The 17,593-nt window shown below is 29.8% G+C and carries 14 protein-coding genes; 7 read left to right on the top strand and 7 right to left on the bottom strand.

The features are described 5' to 3' along the window. Positions 1–315: 315 nt before the first annotated feature. Positions 316–873, bottom strand: a complete 558-nt coding sequence (locus tag ABNT14_RS05790; RefSeq protein WP_101903763.1) for an RsmD family RNA methyltransferase — start codon at positions 871–873, stop codon at positions 316–318. A gap of 153 nt (positions 874–1,026) precedes the next feature. Next, on the bottom strand, positions 1,027–1,767 hold the full coding sequence (locus tag ABNT14_RS05785; RefSeq protein ID WP_101903762.1) for a hypothetical protein: 741 nt from the start codon (positions 1,765–1,767) through the stop codon (positions 1,027–1,029). A 102-nt stretch (positions 1,768–1,869) separates the two neighbouring features. Here ABNT14_RS05785 and ABNT14_RS05780 point away from each other — a divergent pair, with 102 nt between their 5' ends. After that, entirely contained in the window at positions 1,870–3,291 is a 1,422-nt protein-coding gene (locus ABNT14_RS05780; RefSeq protein ID WP_101903761.1) for an ATP-dependent DNA helicase, read from the top strand. A 106-nt stretch (positions 3,292–3,397) separates the two neighbouring features. Continuing rightward, positions 3,398–4,027 (top strand): energy transducer TonB, encoded by a 630-nt coding sequence (locus ABNT14_RS05775; RefSeq protein ID WP_101903760.1) that lies wholly within the window; start codon positions 3,398–3,400, stop codon positions 4,025–4,027. 256 nt (positions 4,028–4,283) lie between these two features. On the opposite strand, the gene ABNT14_RS05770 is transcribed toward ABNT14_RS05775, so the two are convergent. Genes ABNT14_RS05770 through ABNT14_RS05760 form a run of 3 tightly spaced genes read right to left on the bottom strand, consistent with a single transcriptional unit; the run spans position 4,284 to position 6,938 of the window. Continuing rightward, entirely contained in the window at positions 4,284–5,375 is a 1,092-nt protein-coding gene (locus ABNT14_RS05770) for a M42 family metallopeptidase (protein WP_101903759.1), read from the bottom strand. Between the two features lie 43 nt (positions 5,376–5,418). After that, positions 5,419–6,258 (bottom strand): lysophospholipid acyltransferase family protein, encoded by an 840-nt coding sequence (locus tag ABNT14_RS05765; protein WP_101903758.1) that lies wholly within the window; start codon positions 6,256–6,258, stop codon positions 5,419–5,421. A gap of 53 nt (positions 6,259–6,311) precedes the next feature. Further along, positions 6,312–6,938, bottom strand: coding sequence for an NUDIX hydrolase (locus tag ABNT14_RS05760; protein WP_101903757.1), 627 nt, complete (start codon positions 6,936–6,938; stop codon positions 6,312–6,314). A 137-nt stretch (positions 6,939–7,075) separates the two neighbouring features. Here ABNT14_RS05760 and ABNT14_RS05755 point away from each other — a divergent pair, with 137 nt between their 5' ends. Further along, the gene (locus ABNT14_RS05755; RefSeq protein WP_101903756.1) at positions 7,076–7,390 is read left to right on the top strand and encodes a hypothetical protein; all 315 of its coding nucleotides are present in this window, start codon (positions 7,076–7,078) and stop codon (positions 7,388–7,390) included. Between the two features lie 98 nt (positions 7,391–7,488). On the opposite strand, the gene ABNT14_RS05750 is transcribed toward ABNT14_RS05755, so the two are convergent. After that, positions 7,489–9,615, bottom strand: coding sequence for an endonuclease (locus ABNT14_RS05750; RefSeq protein WP_101903755.1), 2,127 nt, complete (start codon positions 9,613–9,615; stop codon positions 7,489–7,491). A gap of 185 nt (positions 9,616–9,800) precedes the next feature. On the opposite strand from ABNT14_RS05750, the gene pheT reads away from it, so the two are divergent. From pheT to ABNT14_RS05735, 3 genes are all read left to right on the top strand, one after another. Then, positions 9,801–12,227 (top strand): phenylalanine--tRNA ligase subunit beta, encoded by a 2,427-nt coding sequence (gene pheT, locus ABNT14_RS05745; protein ID WP_101903754.1) that lies wholly within the window; start codon positions 9,801–9,803, stop codon positions 12,225–12,227. Positions 12,228–12,326: 99 nt separating this feature from the next. Beyond that, positions 12,327–13,358 (top strand): quinone-dependent dihydroorotate dehydrogenase, encoded by a 1,032-nt coding sequence (locus tag ABNT14_RS05740; RefSeq protein WP_101903753.1) that lies wholly within the window; start codon positions 12,327–12,329, stop codon positions 13,356–13,358. 86 nt (positions 13,359–13,444) lie between these two features. Then, positions 13,445–14,068, top strand: coding sequence for a LysE family translocator (locus ABNT14_RS05735; RefSeq protein WP_101903752.1), 624 nt, complete (start codon positions 13,445–13,447; stop codon positions 14,066–14,068). Here the strand turns inward: ABNT14_RS05735 and ABNT14_RS05730 are convergent. Next, positions 14,065–14,622: an HNH endonuclease signature motif containing protein gene (locus ABNT14_RS05730; RefSeq protein WP_101903751.1), complete on the bottom strand. Its 558-nt coding sequence runs from the start codon at positions 14,620–14,622 to the stop codon at positions 14,065–14,067. The genes ABNT14_RS05735 and ABNT14_RS05730 overlap by 4 nt on opposite strands. Positions 14,623–15,067: 445 nt before the next feature. Between ABNT14_RS05730 and lon the strand changes: the two genes are divergently transcribed. Beyond that, the gene (lon, locus tag ABNT14_RS05725) at positions 15,068–17,542 is read left to right on the top strand and encodes an endopeptidase La (protein ID WP_101903750.1); all 2,475 of its coding nucleotides are present in this window, start codon (positions 15,068–15,070) and stop codon (positions 17,540–17,542) included. The last annotated feature ends 51 nt before the right edge of the window (positions 17,543–17,593 follow it).

The following is a 17,593-nucleotide window of genomic DNA, read 5'->3' as shown; positions in this document are numbered from 1 at the left end:
TTCGGTTTTATGCTATAAAAAATTTAAAAATTAAGTTTAAAAAATTAAATAGGTTCTAAATTTTATAGCTACTTGTTTTGCGTTAGGGATTGAAGCAATTGTTTGAGCTCCTTTTTATTTTTTCTTTTAAAAAAATAAAAAGAGCGAGTGCGTAAAGCCCGACCTTTAGGTAACGCCCAAATTATCTTCAAAATAATCATCAAACAATAAAAAGGCGAACTTATAGGGTTCGCCTTTTATATGTATCGAAAATTCATAATTCTCGATACTATTTTAATTCCTTTTAGTCATTAAAATCACTCGAATTGACAATGTTTAAAAATCATCAAAAGATTCATCGAAATTAAAAAAACTAAAGACATTTCCTCCATAACGCTTGTCGTAACGGTGGTTAGGATGGCTTGTTAAATCGGTATGTTTGTCATGCTCAATAATTAACGTTCCATCTTCGTTTAAAAGGTTACGCTCAAAAACGAGGTCGGCAATTTTTAAAAATTTATCTTGGTCAAAATCATATGGCGGGTCGGCAAAAATAACATCCGATTTTAATCCTGTTTTTTCTAAGAATTTGTACACATCACTTTTATAGGTGTTAATGTCAAACTCAAGTTGTTTAGCAGTTTCATTGATGAATTTAATACATCCGAAGTGTGCATCAACCGAATGAATAGTTGTAGTTCCTCTTGATGCAAATTCGTAACTGATATTTCCTGTACCCGCAAACAAATCTAACACGGCGATGCCATCAAAATAATAATCGTTGTTTAAAATATTAAATAATGACTCTTTAGCCATATCGGTTGTAGGACGTACGGGCAATTTTTTAGGAGCAGAAAGCCGTCTGCTTTTATATTTTCCTGAAATAATTCTCATTATGATGCTAGGATAAAATTAAACTGATTTAATAAAAATACAAATGTAAAATATATTAGCGCTTTTTAGGTTTGCTAAACGTATTTTAAAATAAAAAAATCCATCCAAAATAAATTGGATGGATTTTTATAATTAAGGGAAAAAATACTTGAATTATTTTTTCTTGTTGGCAGCCATAATTTCTGCTTTATCGTAAGCAGGAGGCCAGTTACCACCCGTAGTTACGTCATCTAACGAACCAACAGAAACAAATTCACCTTTAATTTGGTCGGTTTCTTTAGCTTCTAATTCTTGTTTAATTAAATGTTTTTTCATTCCTTTTAAAACAACAGCTTTTTCTATTTTAGCTTCAAAAACAGGAACAAATAAACCAGCAACTTTTTCAACTTTACCTGTAGCTAAGTTAAATTCTTTGTCGGTTCCAGGAACTTTAAACATTGATTTATAGTCTTTACCCGCAAAATATTTAGATACCGCTTCGTAACCAATAGTATCAACTTGTTTTTTAGATACAGTAACGAAAATTCCACCACCTCTATCTACTTTTTCTTCAACATTTGTAGTTTGTGTTAAAACTAATTGCCCTTTTTCAATAAAGTTAATTAAAGAATCTTTACTGTTTGTGTAAGTTCTGTTAACTTCCTTATATTTTACTTCAGCATCACGAATTAATTTTAAATTGCTAATAACTTTAGCGTATCGAACTTCTTTTTCTTTAGCAAAATGTATAGGCTCCATAATACCTGAATAAATTTTAAATGCTAAGAAAACAGTTGCTACTAATAATAAGATAGACACTAACCATCTGACTTTTAAGGGTACAAACTTAACGATAATGTAAGCTAAAAGAATTGCAACTACAGTAGCTGCTAAAATCATTAATAATAAATTCATTTTTTTTGTTTTTATATATAGTATAAGCAAATCTACACTTTTTTTTCAATCATTAAAATATTTATCGATTAAATAGAATTATCTTTGTTAATTATTTAAGATATGATAACATTAGCATCTAAATTTTATGAAGAAGTTATAAAAAGCTTCCCGTATAAACCAACCCTAAAACAAGATTTATTACTCAATAAACTAGCTGATTTTATTTTTGATACCAATAATAACGCCTTATTTTTACTAAAAGGATATGCTGGTACAGGTAAAACAACTATTATAAGTTCAGTAGTTAATAATTTAGAAAAAGCTAATAAAAAAGCTGTTTTGTTAGCTCCCACAGGACGTGCGGCTAAGGTTATTTCTGGCTATTCTAAAAAGAAAGCTTTTACCATACATAAAAAAATATATTTTTCTAAAAAACAAGGGGCTGGCACAATGAGTTTTGTAAAACAGCCCAACAAACATATTAATACCATATTTATAGTTGATGAAGCCTCTATGATTTCTGATGCCCAGCAAAATTCAAAAATGTTTGAAAATGGGTCTTTATTAGACGATTTAATTAGTTATGTGTATTCAGGAAAAAATTGTAAGCTTGTTTTTATAGGAGATACCGCACAATTACCGCCCGTAAAACTAACAATAAGCCCCGCTTTAGATGCCGATAAACTTTCTTATAGTTTCGATAAAAATGTCGTTGAAATTGAATTAGATGAAGTAGTACGTCAGCAACAAAATTCAGGAATTTTAGCAAACGCCACGGATTTGCGTATGTTAATTCAATATAGTACTACCGATTTTCAGTTTGATGTTAAATATCCTGATATTATCCGACTAGAAGATAGTTACGATATTCAAGATGCTATTACATCGGCATATGATGGTAATGTTGGGGTAGAAGATACCGCTTTTATTGTACGTTCAAATAAAAGAGCAAATCAGTATAATAATCAAATTAGAAGGGAAATTCGGGGGCAAGAAAATGAAATTTCTACTGGCGATTATGTAATGGTTGTTAAAAATAATTATTTTTGGCTAAAAGAATCGTCATCGGCAGGTTTTATAGCCAACGGTGATATTTGCGAGGTAATGCGTATTAATTCAATTAAAGAATTATACGGTTTTAAATTTGCTGAAGTTGAAGTTCGAATGATTGATTATCCTGATATTCCAAATTTTGAAACTGTTTTATTGTTAGATACATTATCGAGTGAAAACCCATCTTTAACTTATGCTGAATCAAATAAATTATACGAAGCTGTAAAAGAAGATTTTGCCGACCAAACGAAATATAAACAGTTTATGGAGGTAAAGAAGAATAAGTATTTTAATGCTCTTCAAGTAAAATTTTCTTATGCGATGACCTGTCATAAATCGCAAGGAGGGCAGTGGGATACTGTTTTTATAGAACAACCGTATTTACCCGAAGGACCAAGTGTTGAATATTTACGTTGGTTATACACCGCAGTTACCAGAGCACAAAATAAGCTTTACTTAATCGGTTTTAAAGATGATTATTTTTTGTAATAACTTTTTAATAACATTTATTTAATTTAAAATCTGTGACTTATATAAATAAATAGTGTCACAGAAATAGAGGTTTTACCAAAAAAAATCTATTATCATTGTTTTTATGAAAAATTTTATACTACTTATATTTCTTTTTGCATTTCAGTTAAATTTTAGTCAAAATAAAAAAGTATGTCTTTCTAATGAAGAAGATAGCCTTGAAGATGTTAATCAGATATCGGTAAAAAATAAATGTAAAGTATCGGGGTTTAAGAGGCATTTATCTGTTAAAAGAGCTAGAAAAACAAGAAGTACTAAAAATAAAAAAAGTATTTTAAACGATAAAAATAGCACATCAAATACTAAAAATGTAACGAAAATTAAAGAAGAATTAGCCTCTTTAGCTTCTTCGATAATTGCAAGCGAAAAACCAATTTCTTTTACCGATATAGATACTGTTCCTTTATTTGCTTCAAAACAAAGAAATACAGATGCTTTTGATGATTTTAATGAAAAGATAACACGTCATATTGATACTAATTTAAAGGACGTTGCTGGAGCAGAAGGAATTGTATCTGTAAGTTTTATTATTGATGTTAATGGCGATGTAAATTCTATAAAAGCAAATAGCGATAACAGTATTCTTTTAGAACAAGAAGCAATTAGAATTATATCGTTACTTCCAAGGTTTATACCTGGAAAACACGACGAAAAAAAAGTAAATGTTTTTTATAATTTTCAAATGGAGTTTTAGAGGCTGTTTAAGTTTTATTTGAAAACGTTTTATAACTGAAAAATAGCATCTATCAAAGTGATTTTATTTCAGTTTCACATCCTGATTTACTATCATTTTGTCAGATTGTATCGAGGTTTAAATCATTTTCTGTTGATAAGTTCTCACATTTTTTGAAGAAAAAAACACTCGAAACCACCAAGTAAAACCAATACCAAAAATCCCTCTAAAATTAGAGGGATTTTTGTTTTTATCAAAATAGATAGTATGGTGAAATTTATTTAAAATACGAAAAATCTTCTCCGTATTCTATTTTTAATAAACTTTCGTAAATCATTTTAATTACATTTTCAACATCATCACGATGTACCATTTCAACGGTTGTGTGCATATAACGTAATGGTAAAGAAATTAATGCCGAAGCGACCCCTCCGTTACTATAAGCAAAAGCATCGGTATCTGTTCCTGTGGCTCTTGATAATGCCGAACGTTGAAAAGGAATATTTTTTTCTTTAGCAGTATCAATAATTAAATCACGTAATCTTTGTTGCACAGCAGGAGCATAGGCAACTACAGGACCTTTCCCCATTTCTAAAAGCCCTTCTTTCTTCTGATTAATCATTGGGGTAGTTGTATCGTGTGTTACATCGGTAACAATTGCTACATTTGGTTTTATGGTGTGTGAAATCATTTCAGCACCACGTAAACCAATTTCTTCTTGAACAGAATTTGTAATATATAAACCGAAAGGTAATTCTTTTTTGTTCTCTTTTAACAAGCGAGCAACTTCGGCAATCATAAACCCACCCATTCTGTTGTCTAAAGCACGACATACAAATTTATCACCATTTAAAATATGGAATTCATCTGGGTAAGTAATAACACAACCAACGTGAACGCCTAATTTTTCAACTTCTTCTTTTGTAGCGCATCCTGTATCAATAAAAATATTATCAGGTTTAGGTGCTTCTTCATTTGCTTTATTACGAGTATGAATTGCTGGCCATCCAAAAACACCTTTTACAATTCCGTTATCGGTATGGATGTTTACAATTTTACTAGGTGCAATTTGATGGTCAGAACCACCATTGCGAACTACATAAATTAATCCATCATCTGAAATATAATTTACATACCATGAAATTTCATCGGCATGCCCTTCAATAACCACCTTATATTTAGCATCAGGGTTAATAATACCTACAGCAGAACCATAAGTATCGGTAATAAATTCATCTACATATGGCTTTAAATAGTCCATCCAAATTTTCTGTCCTTCCCATTCGTAACCAGTAGGAGCAGCGTTATTTAGGTATTTAGCTAAGAAATCGATTGATTTCTCGTTTAAAATTGATTTAGTTTTAGCCATAATTTATTGATTTAGTTTGTTATGTTTCTTCTTTTGATAATTTTTATTCTTCTTCGTCTTTTTTATTTTTGGTATCTTTATCTACCCATGAACGACGTTTTTCAATAAACTCTTCTTGTTCTTTTAATTCTTTAGGTGTTAAAACCTTTAAAAAAGAAGGATGTTGCTCTATAGCGTATTCAATTTTTTCAATAATACTTGCTACTTCTTCGTTTTCGTAATCAATTTTTAAAGGTTCTTTAATTACCATTGATTGTAAAACATTACGTTTTTTAATTACCAATCCTTTTTTATCAAAAGAACGTCTAAAACCATCAATAACAATAGGCACTACAACGGGTTTGTAGGTTTTTATAATATGAGCAGTACCACGACGTACAGGTTTAAAAGGAGTTGTTGTTCCTTGAGGAAAGGTAATAACCCATCCATCATCTAAAGCTTTGCTAATATTTGAAATATCCGACATTTTCACTTGTCTTTTTACATCTTTTCCTTTGCTTCGCCATGTTCTTTCAACCGAAATAGAGCCTGCATAAGCAAATATTTTAGGTAATAATCCTGCTCGCATAGTTTCACCAGCGGCTATATAATAGATGTTTAATTTTGGTTTCCATAAATAACCAATATTTTTAAGATTATCGTCACGCCCTTTTAAAGAGGCATTAAAAACATGAAACATTGCAGCTACGTCAGCAAAATAAGTTTGATGATTAGAAATAAATAATACGTTTTTGTCTGGAAGATTTCTTAAAATTTCAGACCCTTCGATTTTTAGTTGGTTAAATTTTCGGTATCTTCCATGAGAAATTATACCAAGTGCTTGAATAAGAACCCTTTTCAAGAACAATAGATGTCCGAAAGGATTCCTTTTTAATAAAGGCATTTCTAGTTTTTTTTAAGTGTAATAGCTAAATTACAAAAGAAATCGAAAAAATACTATTTAAATAAATCTTTAATTTCCGATAACATCATTGCCGTTGCTCCCCAAACGATATAATCATTTAATTTAAAGCATGGTACAGCTTCTTTTTTCATATATGATGTTACCATTTCTTTTGATGTTAAATTATTGTCGTTTAACAAGTCGCTCATTAAAACTTCAATTGTATTTGCTACTTCGTAATTTGCTTTAAAAGCTGGTTTTTCTTGAGTAAAACCTATAAACGGAGTTACTAAAAAATTACTAGGAGGTATATAGGTATCTGTAATTTGACGAATAATTTTAATTTCTTCGGATGAAACACCCACCTCTTCAAAAGTTTCTCTTAAAGCTGTTTGTTTAAGATTGGTGTCTTTTTTATCTATTTTACCTCCAGGAAAACTAACTTGAGCGGAATGTTTACCTTTATAAGTTGCTCTTAATGTAAGTAAAAAACGAGTTTGATTATTTTCATCAGGATAAAACAAGGCTAAAACAGCTGCTTTTTTAGGGTTTTTACTTTCGATTAATTCTTGCGGGAATTTTATTCTTAATTTCGGAGCAAGTTTAAACTGAGAGGTTAATCCTCCTAAAGGTTTATTTTTTAACTGTGTTATTTTATTTGTTAAATCAGAAAAAATCATTGTTTAGGTTATTTAGAAAGAATTAAAAAATAGTAATTAAAGTAAAAATACATCTTTATAAAGTAAAAAAATAAATTAATTTGGCTTGGATTTTGATTTAGAATAAACCTACTTAATACTTTTAATTTTAGAGATAAATGAATACACAAAATAAATATATAAAATTAGCGCTAAGTTTATTGTTTGATGCTATTGGTTTGTTATCGTATGCAATCCCTGGTTTAGGCGAATTGTCCGATATGTTTTGGGCACCAGCATCGGCATATTTAATGACCAAAATGTATAAAGGGAATAAGGGTAAAGTTGCGGCAGCCGTTTCTTTTATTGAAGAAGTAATTCCTGGAATCGACATCATACCTACTTTTACAATTATGTGGTTATTTACACATGTTTTTAGCGGTTATGGGAATAAAAAATCATCAAAAACGCCATCAGAAAAAATAATTGAATAGTCTTGGTTTTACTTAATTATAAAATCTTAAAGAAAATAAAAAAGGCAATCACATATATGATTGCCTTTTTTTATTAAATAATTACTGATATAATATCTTTATTTTTTAATAAATTTCTTAGTAATAATTTTTTGATTATCATTAATTTCAAGAATATAAATACCTTTATCTAAATTAGAAACATTAATAGTATCATGGTTTATTTGACCTTTTAAAACCGTTTGACCATTCATATTTATAATTCTAAATTGTGCATTTCTATTATCTAAAACTTGAATATTGATAAAATTAACTGCTGGATTTGGATAAAAGTTAGCACTAAAAATAGGTGTTTGGTTTCCTAATTTTTCAGCTGATATAAAAATATTTTTAGAAGTATTATATAATTCTTTTCGCTGACTTTGTCCTATAGTTACGGTATAATCTTCTACTTCACCATGAGAAAAAGTTTCACAAGCAGTTGCTTTAGCATCCCATTTCATAGAAACACGCATTCTTGTTTTTCCTGTTAGCACAGAAGAAGGTACGTAAATATTAGAAGATAAATTACCCGCACTTGATGATGATCCGCTAACCACTTGTTCATCATTTTCAAAAACACCATTTTTATTAAAGTCAATCCAAACTTTCCAAAATTCAGTGTATGCTTCGCTTGAAAAACCTGCACTTACAATAAGTTCATTATTCCCATAATTTAAACTAGCTGTTTGTGCTGTAAAATCAGCATAACCACCATTTGACTTGGTAGCATTAGAAATTCCGCCGATTACCACATTGTCTATATATTCATAATTTGCATTTTTTCCTTTTGAAACGCAATAAGTAACAGCAACTTCTTCTTTAACTTCTTCTTCGATATTTGGGGTAGTAGGAGCATTAGCATCTAAAACATGATTTGATACCCCGTCAAAAGTATCTTTAGAAAGAATATTCCACTGAGAAGCGTCATAAACAGTACTTGCTTGTTTAATGCTAGCTTTTCGCTGTAAGGTTTTATCTTTAGCAAAAACAACTGAACTACTAGGGTTTCCAATAACATCAATAAGAATATTCTCTTTAAATAAACCAATAGCATCATTTCCGTTAAACGATAACACGCTTGTATCTAATAACTGTGCCTTGTTTTTTAAGGCTGAAGTAGCACTATTATTAGCAATTACATACATTTTTTGATTATTTAAAACACCGCTTAATGTTAGAGTGTTTGTCCATCCGCCCCCGTTAGAGGCTTTCTTTAATGAATATCCTTCTAAATTAATTGCATTTCCTGTAAAATTTGCAATTTCTAAAGCTTTATTATTTGATGAACCTTCTATATATTCTGTAATAAATAAATCGGCAACTGTAATTGATGTAGTTGTAGGTATTTCTGTTGTAGGTGTATTATTTTCTTCAGAAGAAGTATCTGTATCTGTTGTTGTATTTGAATCGTTATTTGTGTTTTCAAATAAATTTTCTGCTTGAGGTCCTCCCCAAATTTGGGTTGCAAAAGCAGGATTGTCAATAAACGGATTTCTGTTTCCTTGTATTGATTCTATAATAGGGTTTCGTTGTTTTTCAAAATCAGAAACAGGGTCTTCTACATTCCATTCTAATAATAAATTAATCATGTTAGAGTCTAATGGATTAGCCGACCCAATAGCAACATTGCTAGGTAAACATTGATTTCCGTAACGAAGATACATGTACATCATCATGCGAGCAACATCTCCTTTCCACTGATCACCAGGATACCATCCGCCAGAAACACTTCCTGCGTTTCCTGAACCTGCAACAAATTTTTTACTACTTCTTTGCGAATTAAAAGAAATATCGGCTGGTCTTAAATGATGAATATCGGCTCCTGAACCAGAAGTTCCTAAATTAGGCGTTCCTAATGACTTCGGATATACATGTTCTCTGTTCCATTGTGTACCAGCAGAACCACCATTTGCATCTTTACTTCGTGTGATATCGGTAACGTAATTTGCATCGGTATTATCATATCCGTAAATTAAAACAACTTTTGAATTATCTGTAATATCTAAATCTGATTGTTTTAAAGCATTCCATACACCAGGGCTATACGATAAATTAACTTGTTGTGTACTAATTATTTTTGTTGATAAAGCATCTTTTAATGCCGTATTTGTTAAGCTTAAGTCTATATCATTATAATAAGACGGAATTTGAGAAAATATTGAAACTGATAACATCAGTAAAAAGAAGGGTAATAATTTTTTCATGTAAATTGTGTTTGTGTTGTTTTTATTAATTATGAATTTCGGCAAAAAAACAACTTTTTATTGAGAAATCAATTATCAAACGATTAAAAATCAGTTTGATATATTTTATGATAAAAGCAGGGCTAAACAAGGCTAGTTTTTTACTTTATTTTACTTAAATTTGTCGTTCAAATTAGAGATTGATTATGAAGATATCATACAATTGGTTGCGCCAATTTTTACAAACGGACTGGGAAGCTGAAAAAACAGGAGAGTTATTAACTGACTTAGGTTTAGAAGTAGAAGGAATTGCAACTGTAGAAAGCATCAAAGGAAGCTTAAAAGGCATTGTAGTTGGTGAAGTAAAAACATGTGAAAAGCATCCAAATGCTGATAAATTAAAAATAACTACTGTTGATTTAGGCGATGGAAATCCGATTCAAATAGTCTGTGGTGCACCAAATGTAGCTGCTGGGCAAAAAGTGCCTGTTGCCACTGTTGGTACTATTTTATATGATGAAAAAGGGGAGAGCTTTAAAATTAAAAAAGGAAAAATAAGAGGCGAAGAAAGTTTCGGGATGATTTGTGCTGAAGACGAATTAGGTTTAGGTAAAGGTCATGACGGAATTATGGTTTTAGATGCTAATTTAGTTGCAGGAACTCCATGTGCTGAGGTTTTTAAAATAGAAACTGATTATGTTTTTGAAATTGGCTTAACCCCAAACCGTGCCGATGCCATGAGTCATTTTGGTGTCGCTCGTGATTTGCGTGCAGGATTAATGCACCAAGGAACAAATTTAGAATTAATTTCGCCTTCGGTTTCTGATTTTCATGTAGATGAACGCACTCTTAAAGTTGATATTGAGGTTGAAGATAAAAACCTTGTGCCTCGTTATTGTGGAATTACCATTACTGATGTTGAAATAAAAGACTCTCCTGAGTGGATTCAAAACAGGTTAAAAGCTATTGGAATTGTACCTAAAAATAATATTGTTGATATTACAAACTATGTTTTACATGAGTTAGGTCAACCATTACATGCTTTTGATTCTCAAAAAATTAGAGGTAATAAAGTTGTTGTAAAAACATTAGAAGAGGGAACAAAATTTACAACTTTAGACGATGTAGAAAGAGAATTATCAGCTGATGATATTATGATTTGTGATGCTGATGACAATCCATTGTGTATTGCAGGTGTTTTTGGAGGAGCAAAATCGGGCGTTACCGAACATACTACCAGTATTTTCTTAGAAAGTGCTTATTTTAATCCGGTATCTATTCGTAAAACAGCAAAAAGACACGCTTTAAATACCGATGCTTCTTTTCGTTTTGAACGAGGAATTGATATCAATTTAACAGAATATGCTTTAAAACGTGCAGCTTTATTAATTGAAGAATATGCAGGAGGAAAAATGTCTTCAGATGTTTTATCTTTTTATCCAAAGAAAATAAAAGGTTTTGAAGTCTTTTTATCTTTTGAAAACACCTATAAATTAATAGGACAGGAAATTCCAAAAGAAACTATTAAAAATATTTTAGCTTCTTTAGAAATTAAAATAAATAGTGTAACTGAAGGAGGTCTAGGATTAACAATTCCTTCGTACCGAGTAGATGTACAGCGTGAAGCCGATATTATTGAAGAAATTTTAAGAGTTTACGGGTATAATAATATTGAGTTTTCTCATAAATTAAATACCTCTATTTCTTTTGATAGCGATAAAAATGTTAAAGTAGAAAATATTGTTGCAAATCAGTTAACTTCTTTAGGGTTTAACGAAACAATGGCAAATTCTTTAACAAAGGCTGATTATGTAGCTTTATCTGATACATTGAATGAAGCACAAAATGTTGAAATTTTAAATCCGTTAAGTAACGATTTAAAAGTGATGCGTCAATCATTATTATTTAGTGGTTTAGAATCTGTTTCTTATAATATAAACAGAAAAAATAATGCGTTGAAATTTTATGAATTTGGGAAAACCTATCATAAATATGAAAGCGGATATCAAGAAGATAAACATTTAACTTTACTTGTTACTGGTAACAGAACAAAAGATAGCTGGAAAGTAACTTCTGAAAACGCAGATTTCTTTTATTTAAAAGGAATTGTAACCTCATTATTTAGTAGGTTAGGGTTTGATAATTTAAAAACATCACCTGCAAAATCAGATATTTTTTCAGAAGGATTAACATTGAGTTTAGGTAAAACTAAATTAGTAGAATTTGGGGTTTTAAAAACAAGTATTTTAAAAGAATTTTCTATTAAACAAGAAGTATTATTTGCCGATTTTAACTGGCAAAATATTTTAACCTTAGTAGGAAATAAGAAAATTAAAATTACTGAGTTTACAAAATTTCCAGCGGTAAAACGTGATTTAGCTTTGTTATTAGATAATAAAGTAACATTTAAAGAAATTTATAATTTGGCTTTTCAATCAGAGAAGAAATTATTGAAAGAGGTAGATTTATTTGATGTATATCAAGGTGATAAATTACCTGATGGTAAAAAATCATATGCTGTGAGTTTTGTTTTACAAGATGAAAATAAAACACTTGCCGATAAACAGATTGATAAAATAATGCAAAAATTACAAGCAACTTTTGAAAAGAATTTAGAAGCTGTTTTAAGATAATAATTTAAAAGCTCCATTTATTTGGGGCTTTTTTTATGACTTCTTTTAAAAAATATGGCTAAAATTTAGAAGATCCTTTTCAACCTTTAATAAAACAATATGTACAAACAATTAATTCGCCCAATTTTATTTCTTTTTGATCCTGAAAAAATTCATTACTTTACTTTTTCAGTTGTAAAAACAGTTTCTAAAATTCCTTTTGTTTCTTCAATATTTAGAAGTATGTATCAGGTAAATGATAAAAAATTAGAACGTAATTTATTCGGACTAACATTTAAAAACCCTGTTGGTTTGGCTGCTGGTTTCGATAAAAATGCGGTACTATATAATGAGTTGGCAAATTTTGGTTTCGGTTTTGTTGAAATAGGAACGGTAACTCCAAAGGGTCAGGCAGGAAACCCAAAGAAAAGATTGTTTCGTTTAAAAGACGATCAAGGAATTATTAACCGAATGGGATTTAATAATGAAGGCTTAGAAGTTGCAATTGAACAGTTAAAAAAGAATAAAGGTAAAATAATTATCGGTGGAAATATTGGAAAAAATACCGATACCACTCCCGAAAATTATACGGAAGATTATGTAACTTGTTTTAAAGGATTACATCCGTATGTAGATTATTTCGTTTTAAATGTAAGTTGTCCAAATGTTGGTAGTCACGCAAAATTAGACGATGTTTCTTATTTGAAAGAATTGATTACCGAAGTACAGGTTTTAAATAATAAAGAGGTAAAACAAAAACCGATTTTATTAAAAATTGCGCCTGATTTAAACAATCAGCAATTAGATGAAATTATAGAATTGGTTGCGCAAACAAAAATTGATGGCGTTATTGCATCGAACACTTCTGTAAATAGAGGTAATTTAAAAGCATCGAAAGAACGATTAACTGAAATCGGAAATGGTGGTGTAAGTGGTCAGCCGGTAAAAGATAGAAGTACCAAAGTAATAAAATATTTAGCGGATAATTCGAACAAATCGTTTCCTATAATTGGAGTTGGAGGTATTCATTCTGAAAAAGATGCCTTAGAAAAAATTGATGCAGGAGCATCTTTAGTTCAAATTTATACTGGATTTATTTACCAAGGACCTAGTTTGGTGAAAAGAATAAATAAAGCTATTTTAGCAAGATAAACTCAACTTTATCTTTTAATTATCTGAAAAAATGAAGTATCTGATGATACTTCATTTTTTTTAGATTTTATATTTGAAAATTAAAAATGTCATCAGAAATATTAATTTCATTTGCCTTTGCAACAGCAACATTAGCAATTTCTCCAGGTCCTGACAATGTTTTTGTTTTAACACAAAGTATTGTTAATGGTAAAAAATATGGATTAGCTACTGTTTTAGGTTTAATGACAGGTTGTATTATTCACACAACTTTAGTTGCTTTTGGTATTTCTGAATTGATAAATCAACAAGAAAATTTATTTTTTAGCATTAAATTATTAGGAGCAGGGTATTTATTATATTTAGCATATCAAGTATATAAAAGTGATGCTAAAATTTTGTTATCAACGGATAATTTAATTTATACTAAAAAATCTACTGTTAAATTATTTCAAAAAGGCTTTTTAATGAATGTCTTAAACCCTAAAGTTACTATCTTTTTCTTAGCTTTTTTTCCACAATTTTTATTTTCTAAAACATTATCAACAGTTATACAGTTTTATATTTTAGGAGGTATATTTATTGCTATTTCATTTTTTATCTTTTCGGCAATAGCTCTTTTAGCAGGCTCACTTTCATTAGCGATTAAAAAAAATGCCCAAATAGGTGTCTGCCTAAAATGGGCACAAATAATTGTTTTTATTAGCATTTCAATACTAATACTTAATTAACCTTCATTTACATAACCCCAGTTTTCTCCAGTTTTTATTCTATGTAATTGCATTTCTGAAATGCCAAATTGTTTGGCAATCATTTTTAAACGAGTCCTTCTATTTGGGTCGTTTAATTTTCGTTTAATCAACATCACTTTGGTTTCTGTAAGTTTTGTTGTACTTGGTTTATACCTATGAACCTTATTTACATATTCAGGGTTTGTAAACTGATGTATTTCTTTTTCTCTTTTTGTAGCCCATTTAAGATTTTCAAGTCTATTGTCTTTTTTATCATAATTTAAATGAATTACATATTGATCATCTTCTTTACGAGGTAAAAAAGCTTCAGCAACTAATTTATGAACATATCGACTCGTCGTATTACCATTAACACGTTGTTTTAATGGTAAATTTTGGTAACCATTTATAAAATATTCTTTTACTAAAAACTCTTCTTCAGTTTTACAATTGATGATTCGTCCGTAATTAGATATTTTAAATTTTTCTTTTTCAGAGATTTTATTATCAAATATTATTTCTTTCCACAATTCATTTCTGTAGTTTCGTATCATATTTTCAATATTTATCTGAACTTAAATAATAAATAGCATTTTATTATTTATAGCAAAAATACATTTTTTGTTTTAGATAATTTAATTCTTCGTAATTAATTGATTTTTATTTGGTTTAAAACGGGGAGTATTACTCTTAAATTTATCGAATAAACAATACAATACAGAAAATAAGATATTTATTTATAAAAAGGAAAGTGAGAACAAAAGGCTAAAAATAAATATAAGTGATGTGTTTTTTTTGAGTTATAGTCTTTTAGCTTACTTTTATGTAAAATAGCAATTAGATAAAAAAAGGCATCCTGTCTTTTTTTACTTGGCATAACAATTGACCTATACAGATACAGTAAAACACCTATAAACACCTATATATCGTTGTTTATTAGTTAATTAAAAATTTAAGAGGTGCTTTTTACATGATTTTTAAATCGTGTAAAATGTCACTATGACATCTATAAAAGATATGAGTAAATCAAAAATAATACATTTAGACAATTTGTCGCTTCAAGACGCTTTTAATGAGGATTCAGAATTAATACCATTATTAACTCCCGAAGATGAAGAAATAATAAATAAGGAAGAAATTCCTGCTGAATTACCAATTTTACCATTAAGAAATACTGTATTATTTCCTGGTGTTGTAATTCCTATTACTGCGGGTAGAGACAAATCTATTCAATTAATAAACGATGCAAACAAAGGCGATAAAGTAATTGGTGTTGTTGCTCAAAAAGATATTTCTGTAGAAAATCCTAGTTTAGACGATATTAATAAAACAGGAGTTGTTGCTAAAATTTTACGAGTTCTTAAAATGCCTGATGGTAACGTAACCGTTATTATTCAAGGAAAAAAACGCTTTGTAATTGATGAAATTACACAAGAAGATCCGTATTTAAAAGCTATTGTTCAAGAGGTTATTGAAAATAAAGGAGTTGAAGACGAAAAAGAGTTTGAAGCAATTATTGAATCTATCAAAGAATTAGCATTAGAGGTTATTAAAGAAAACCCAATGTTACCTTCGGAAGCATCTATTGCTATTAAGAATATTCAGTCGAATTCATTTTTAGTAAACTTTATTTCATCGAATATGGAATTAAGCGTTGCTAAAAAACAAGTATTACTTGAAGAAGATAACTTAAGAGAACGTGCACTTTTAACATTAAGTAACTTAGATAAAGAACTTCAAAAATTACAATTACGTAATGATATTCAATCAAAAACACGTAATGATTTAGACAAGCAACAGCGTGAATATTATTTACATCAACAATTAAAAACCATTCAAGACGAATTAGGTGGTGTTTCTCATGATCAGGAATTAGATGAAATGAGAACAAAATCTAAAACTAAAAAATGGAATAAAAAAGTTGCCGCAACATTTGAAAAGGAATTAAATCGTTTAAAACGAATGAATCCTCAAATGGCTGAATATGGCGTGCAACGAAATTATTTAGAGTTAATGCTTGAGTTGCCTTGGAATATTTATTCGAAAGATAAATTTAATTTAAAGCGTGCTCAAAAAATATTAAATAGAGACCACTTTGGTTTAGAGAAGGTTAAAGAACGTATTATAGAACATTTAGCTGTTTTAAAATTACGTGGCGATATGAAATCGCCAATTATTTGTTTATACGGACCTCCAGGAGTTGGTAAAACTTCGTTAGGAAAATCGGTTGCTGAAGCATTAGGACGTAAATATGTTCGTATGTCGTTAGGTGGTTTACGTGATGAAGCTGAAATTCGTGGGCATCGTAAAACATATATTGGTGCAATGCCAGGGCGTTTAATTCAGAATATTAAAAAATCAGGAACATCAAACCCTGTTTTTGTTTTAGATGAAATTGATAAATTAAGCCAGAGCAATCAAGGAGATCCTTCATCGGCAATGTTAGAAGTTTTAGACCCTGAGCAAAATACGGCTTTTTATGATAATTATTTAGAAGTTCCTTACGACCTTTCTAAAGTTTTATTTATTGCTACCGCAAATAATTTAGGGCAAATACCTTGGGCATTGCGCGATCGTATGGAACTTATTAATGTTACAGGATATACGATTGAAGAAAAAATGGAAATTGCTAAAAAGTATTTATTTCCAAAGCAATTAAAGGAACACGGATTATCAGAAAAACATTTAACGATTGGTAAAAAACAAATCGAAAAAATTGTTGCAGGATATACGCGTGAATCGGGGGTACGTGGTTTAGATAAACAAATTGCTAAAGTGGTTCGTTTTGCAGCAAAATCAATAGCGATGGAGCAGCCTTATAATATTGATTTAACCAATAAAGATATTGTAACTATTTTAGGATCACCTCGTTTAGAACGTGATAAATATGAAAATAATGATGTTGCTGGTGTTGTTACAGGTTTGGCTTGGACAAGTGTTGGTGGCGATATTTTATTTATCGAATCTATTATTTCTAAAGGAAAAGGAGCGCTTTCTATTACTGGTAATTTAGGAAAAGTAATGAAAGAATCGGCTACAATTGCAATGAAATACATCAAAGCAAATGCCGAAGATTTTGGGGTTGAGTCACAAGTTTTAGAAAAATACGATGTACATATTCATGTACCAGAAGGGGCAACCCCTAAAGACGGACCAAGCGCAGGTATTACCATGTTAACTTCGTTGGTTTCGGTTTTTACACAACGTAAAGTGAAAAATAAATTAGCCATGACTGGTGAAATTACACTTCGAGGAAAAGTATTACCAGTGGGAGGAATTAAGGAAAAAATATTAGCTGCTAAGCGTGCGAATATTAAAGAACTTATTTTATGTGCTGATAATAAAAAAGATATCGAAGAAATTAAAGAAAGTTATTTAAAAGGTTTAACCTTTCATTATGTAACTGAAATGCACGAAGTGATTGATATTGCCCTTACTAAGCAAAAAGTTAAAAAAGCTAAAAAATTAATATAATTTTTAGAATACAATTCAAAGCCTCTCAGAATTGAGAGGCTTTTTTATGAA

This window comes from Tenacibaculum dicentrarchi (assembly GCF_964036635.1).
GTDB lineage: Bacteria > Bacteroidota > Bacteroidia > Flavobacteriales > Flavobacteriaceae > Polaribacter > Polaribacter dicentrarchi.
Note: the sequence above shows the minus strand (reverse complement) of the source record. Positions and strands in the feature narration are given on the sequence as shown.

Bases quoted from the DNA above. Each gene is read 5' to 3' on its own strand.
- ABNT14_RS05790 (WP_101903763.1), bottom strand. From the start codon at position 873: ATGAGAATTATTTCAGGAAAATATAAAAGCAGACGGCTTTCTGCTCCT.
- ABNT14_RS05785 (WP_101903762.1), bottom strand. From the start codon at position 1,767: ATGAATTTATTATTAATGATTTTAGCAGCTACTGTAGTTGCAATTCTT.
- ABNT14_RS05780 (WP_101903761.1), top strand. From the start codon at position 1,870: ATGATAACATTAGCATCTAAATTTTATGAAGAAGTTATAAAAAGCTTC.
- ABNT14_RS05775 (WP_101903760.1), top strand. From the start codon at position 3,398: ATGAAAAATTTTATACTACTTATATTTCTTTTTGCATTTCAGTTAAAT.
- ABNT14_RS05770 (WP_101903759.1), bottom strand. From the start codon at position 5,375: ATGGCTAAAACTAAATCAATTTTAAACGAGAAATCAATCGATTTCTTA.
- ABNT14_RS05765 (WP_101903758.1), bottom strand. From the start codon at position 6,258: ATGCCTTTATTAAAAAGGAATCCTTTCGGACATCTATTGTTCTTGAAA.
- ABNT14_RS05760 (WP_101903757.1), bottom strand. From the start codon at position 6,938: ATGATTTTTTCTGATTTAACAAATAAAATAACACAGTTAAAAAATAAA.
- ABNT14_RS05755 (WP_101903756.1), top strand. From the start codon at position 7,076: ATGAATACACAAAATAAATATATAAAATTAGCGCTAAGTTTATTGTTT.
- ABNT14_RS05750 (WP_101903755.1), bottom strand. From the start codon at position 9,615: ATGAAAAAATTATTACCCTTCTTTTTACTGATGTTATCAGTTTCAATA.
- pheT (WP_101903754.1), top strand. From the start codon at position 9,801: ATGAAGATATCATACAATTGGTTGCGCCAATTTTTACAAACGGACTGG.
- ABNT14_RS05740 (WP_101903753.1), top strand. From the start codon at position 12,327: ATGTACAAACAATTAATTCGCCCAATTTTATTTCTTTTTGATCCTGAA.
- ABNT14_RS05735 (WP_101903752.1), top strand. From the start codon at position 13,445: ATGTCATCAGAAATATTAATTTCATTTGCCTTTGCAACAGCAACATTA.
- ABNT14_RS05730 (WP_101903751.1), bottom strand. From the start codon at position 14,622: ATGATACGAAACTACAGAAATGAATTGTGGAAAGAAATAATATTTGAT.
- lon (WP_101903750.1), top strand. From the start codon at position 15,068: ATGACATCTATAAAAGATATGAGTAAATCAAAAATAATACATTTAGAC.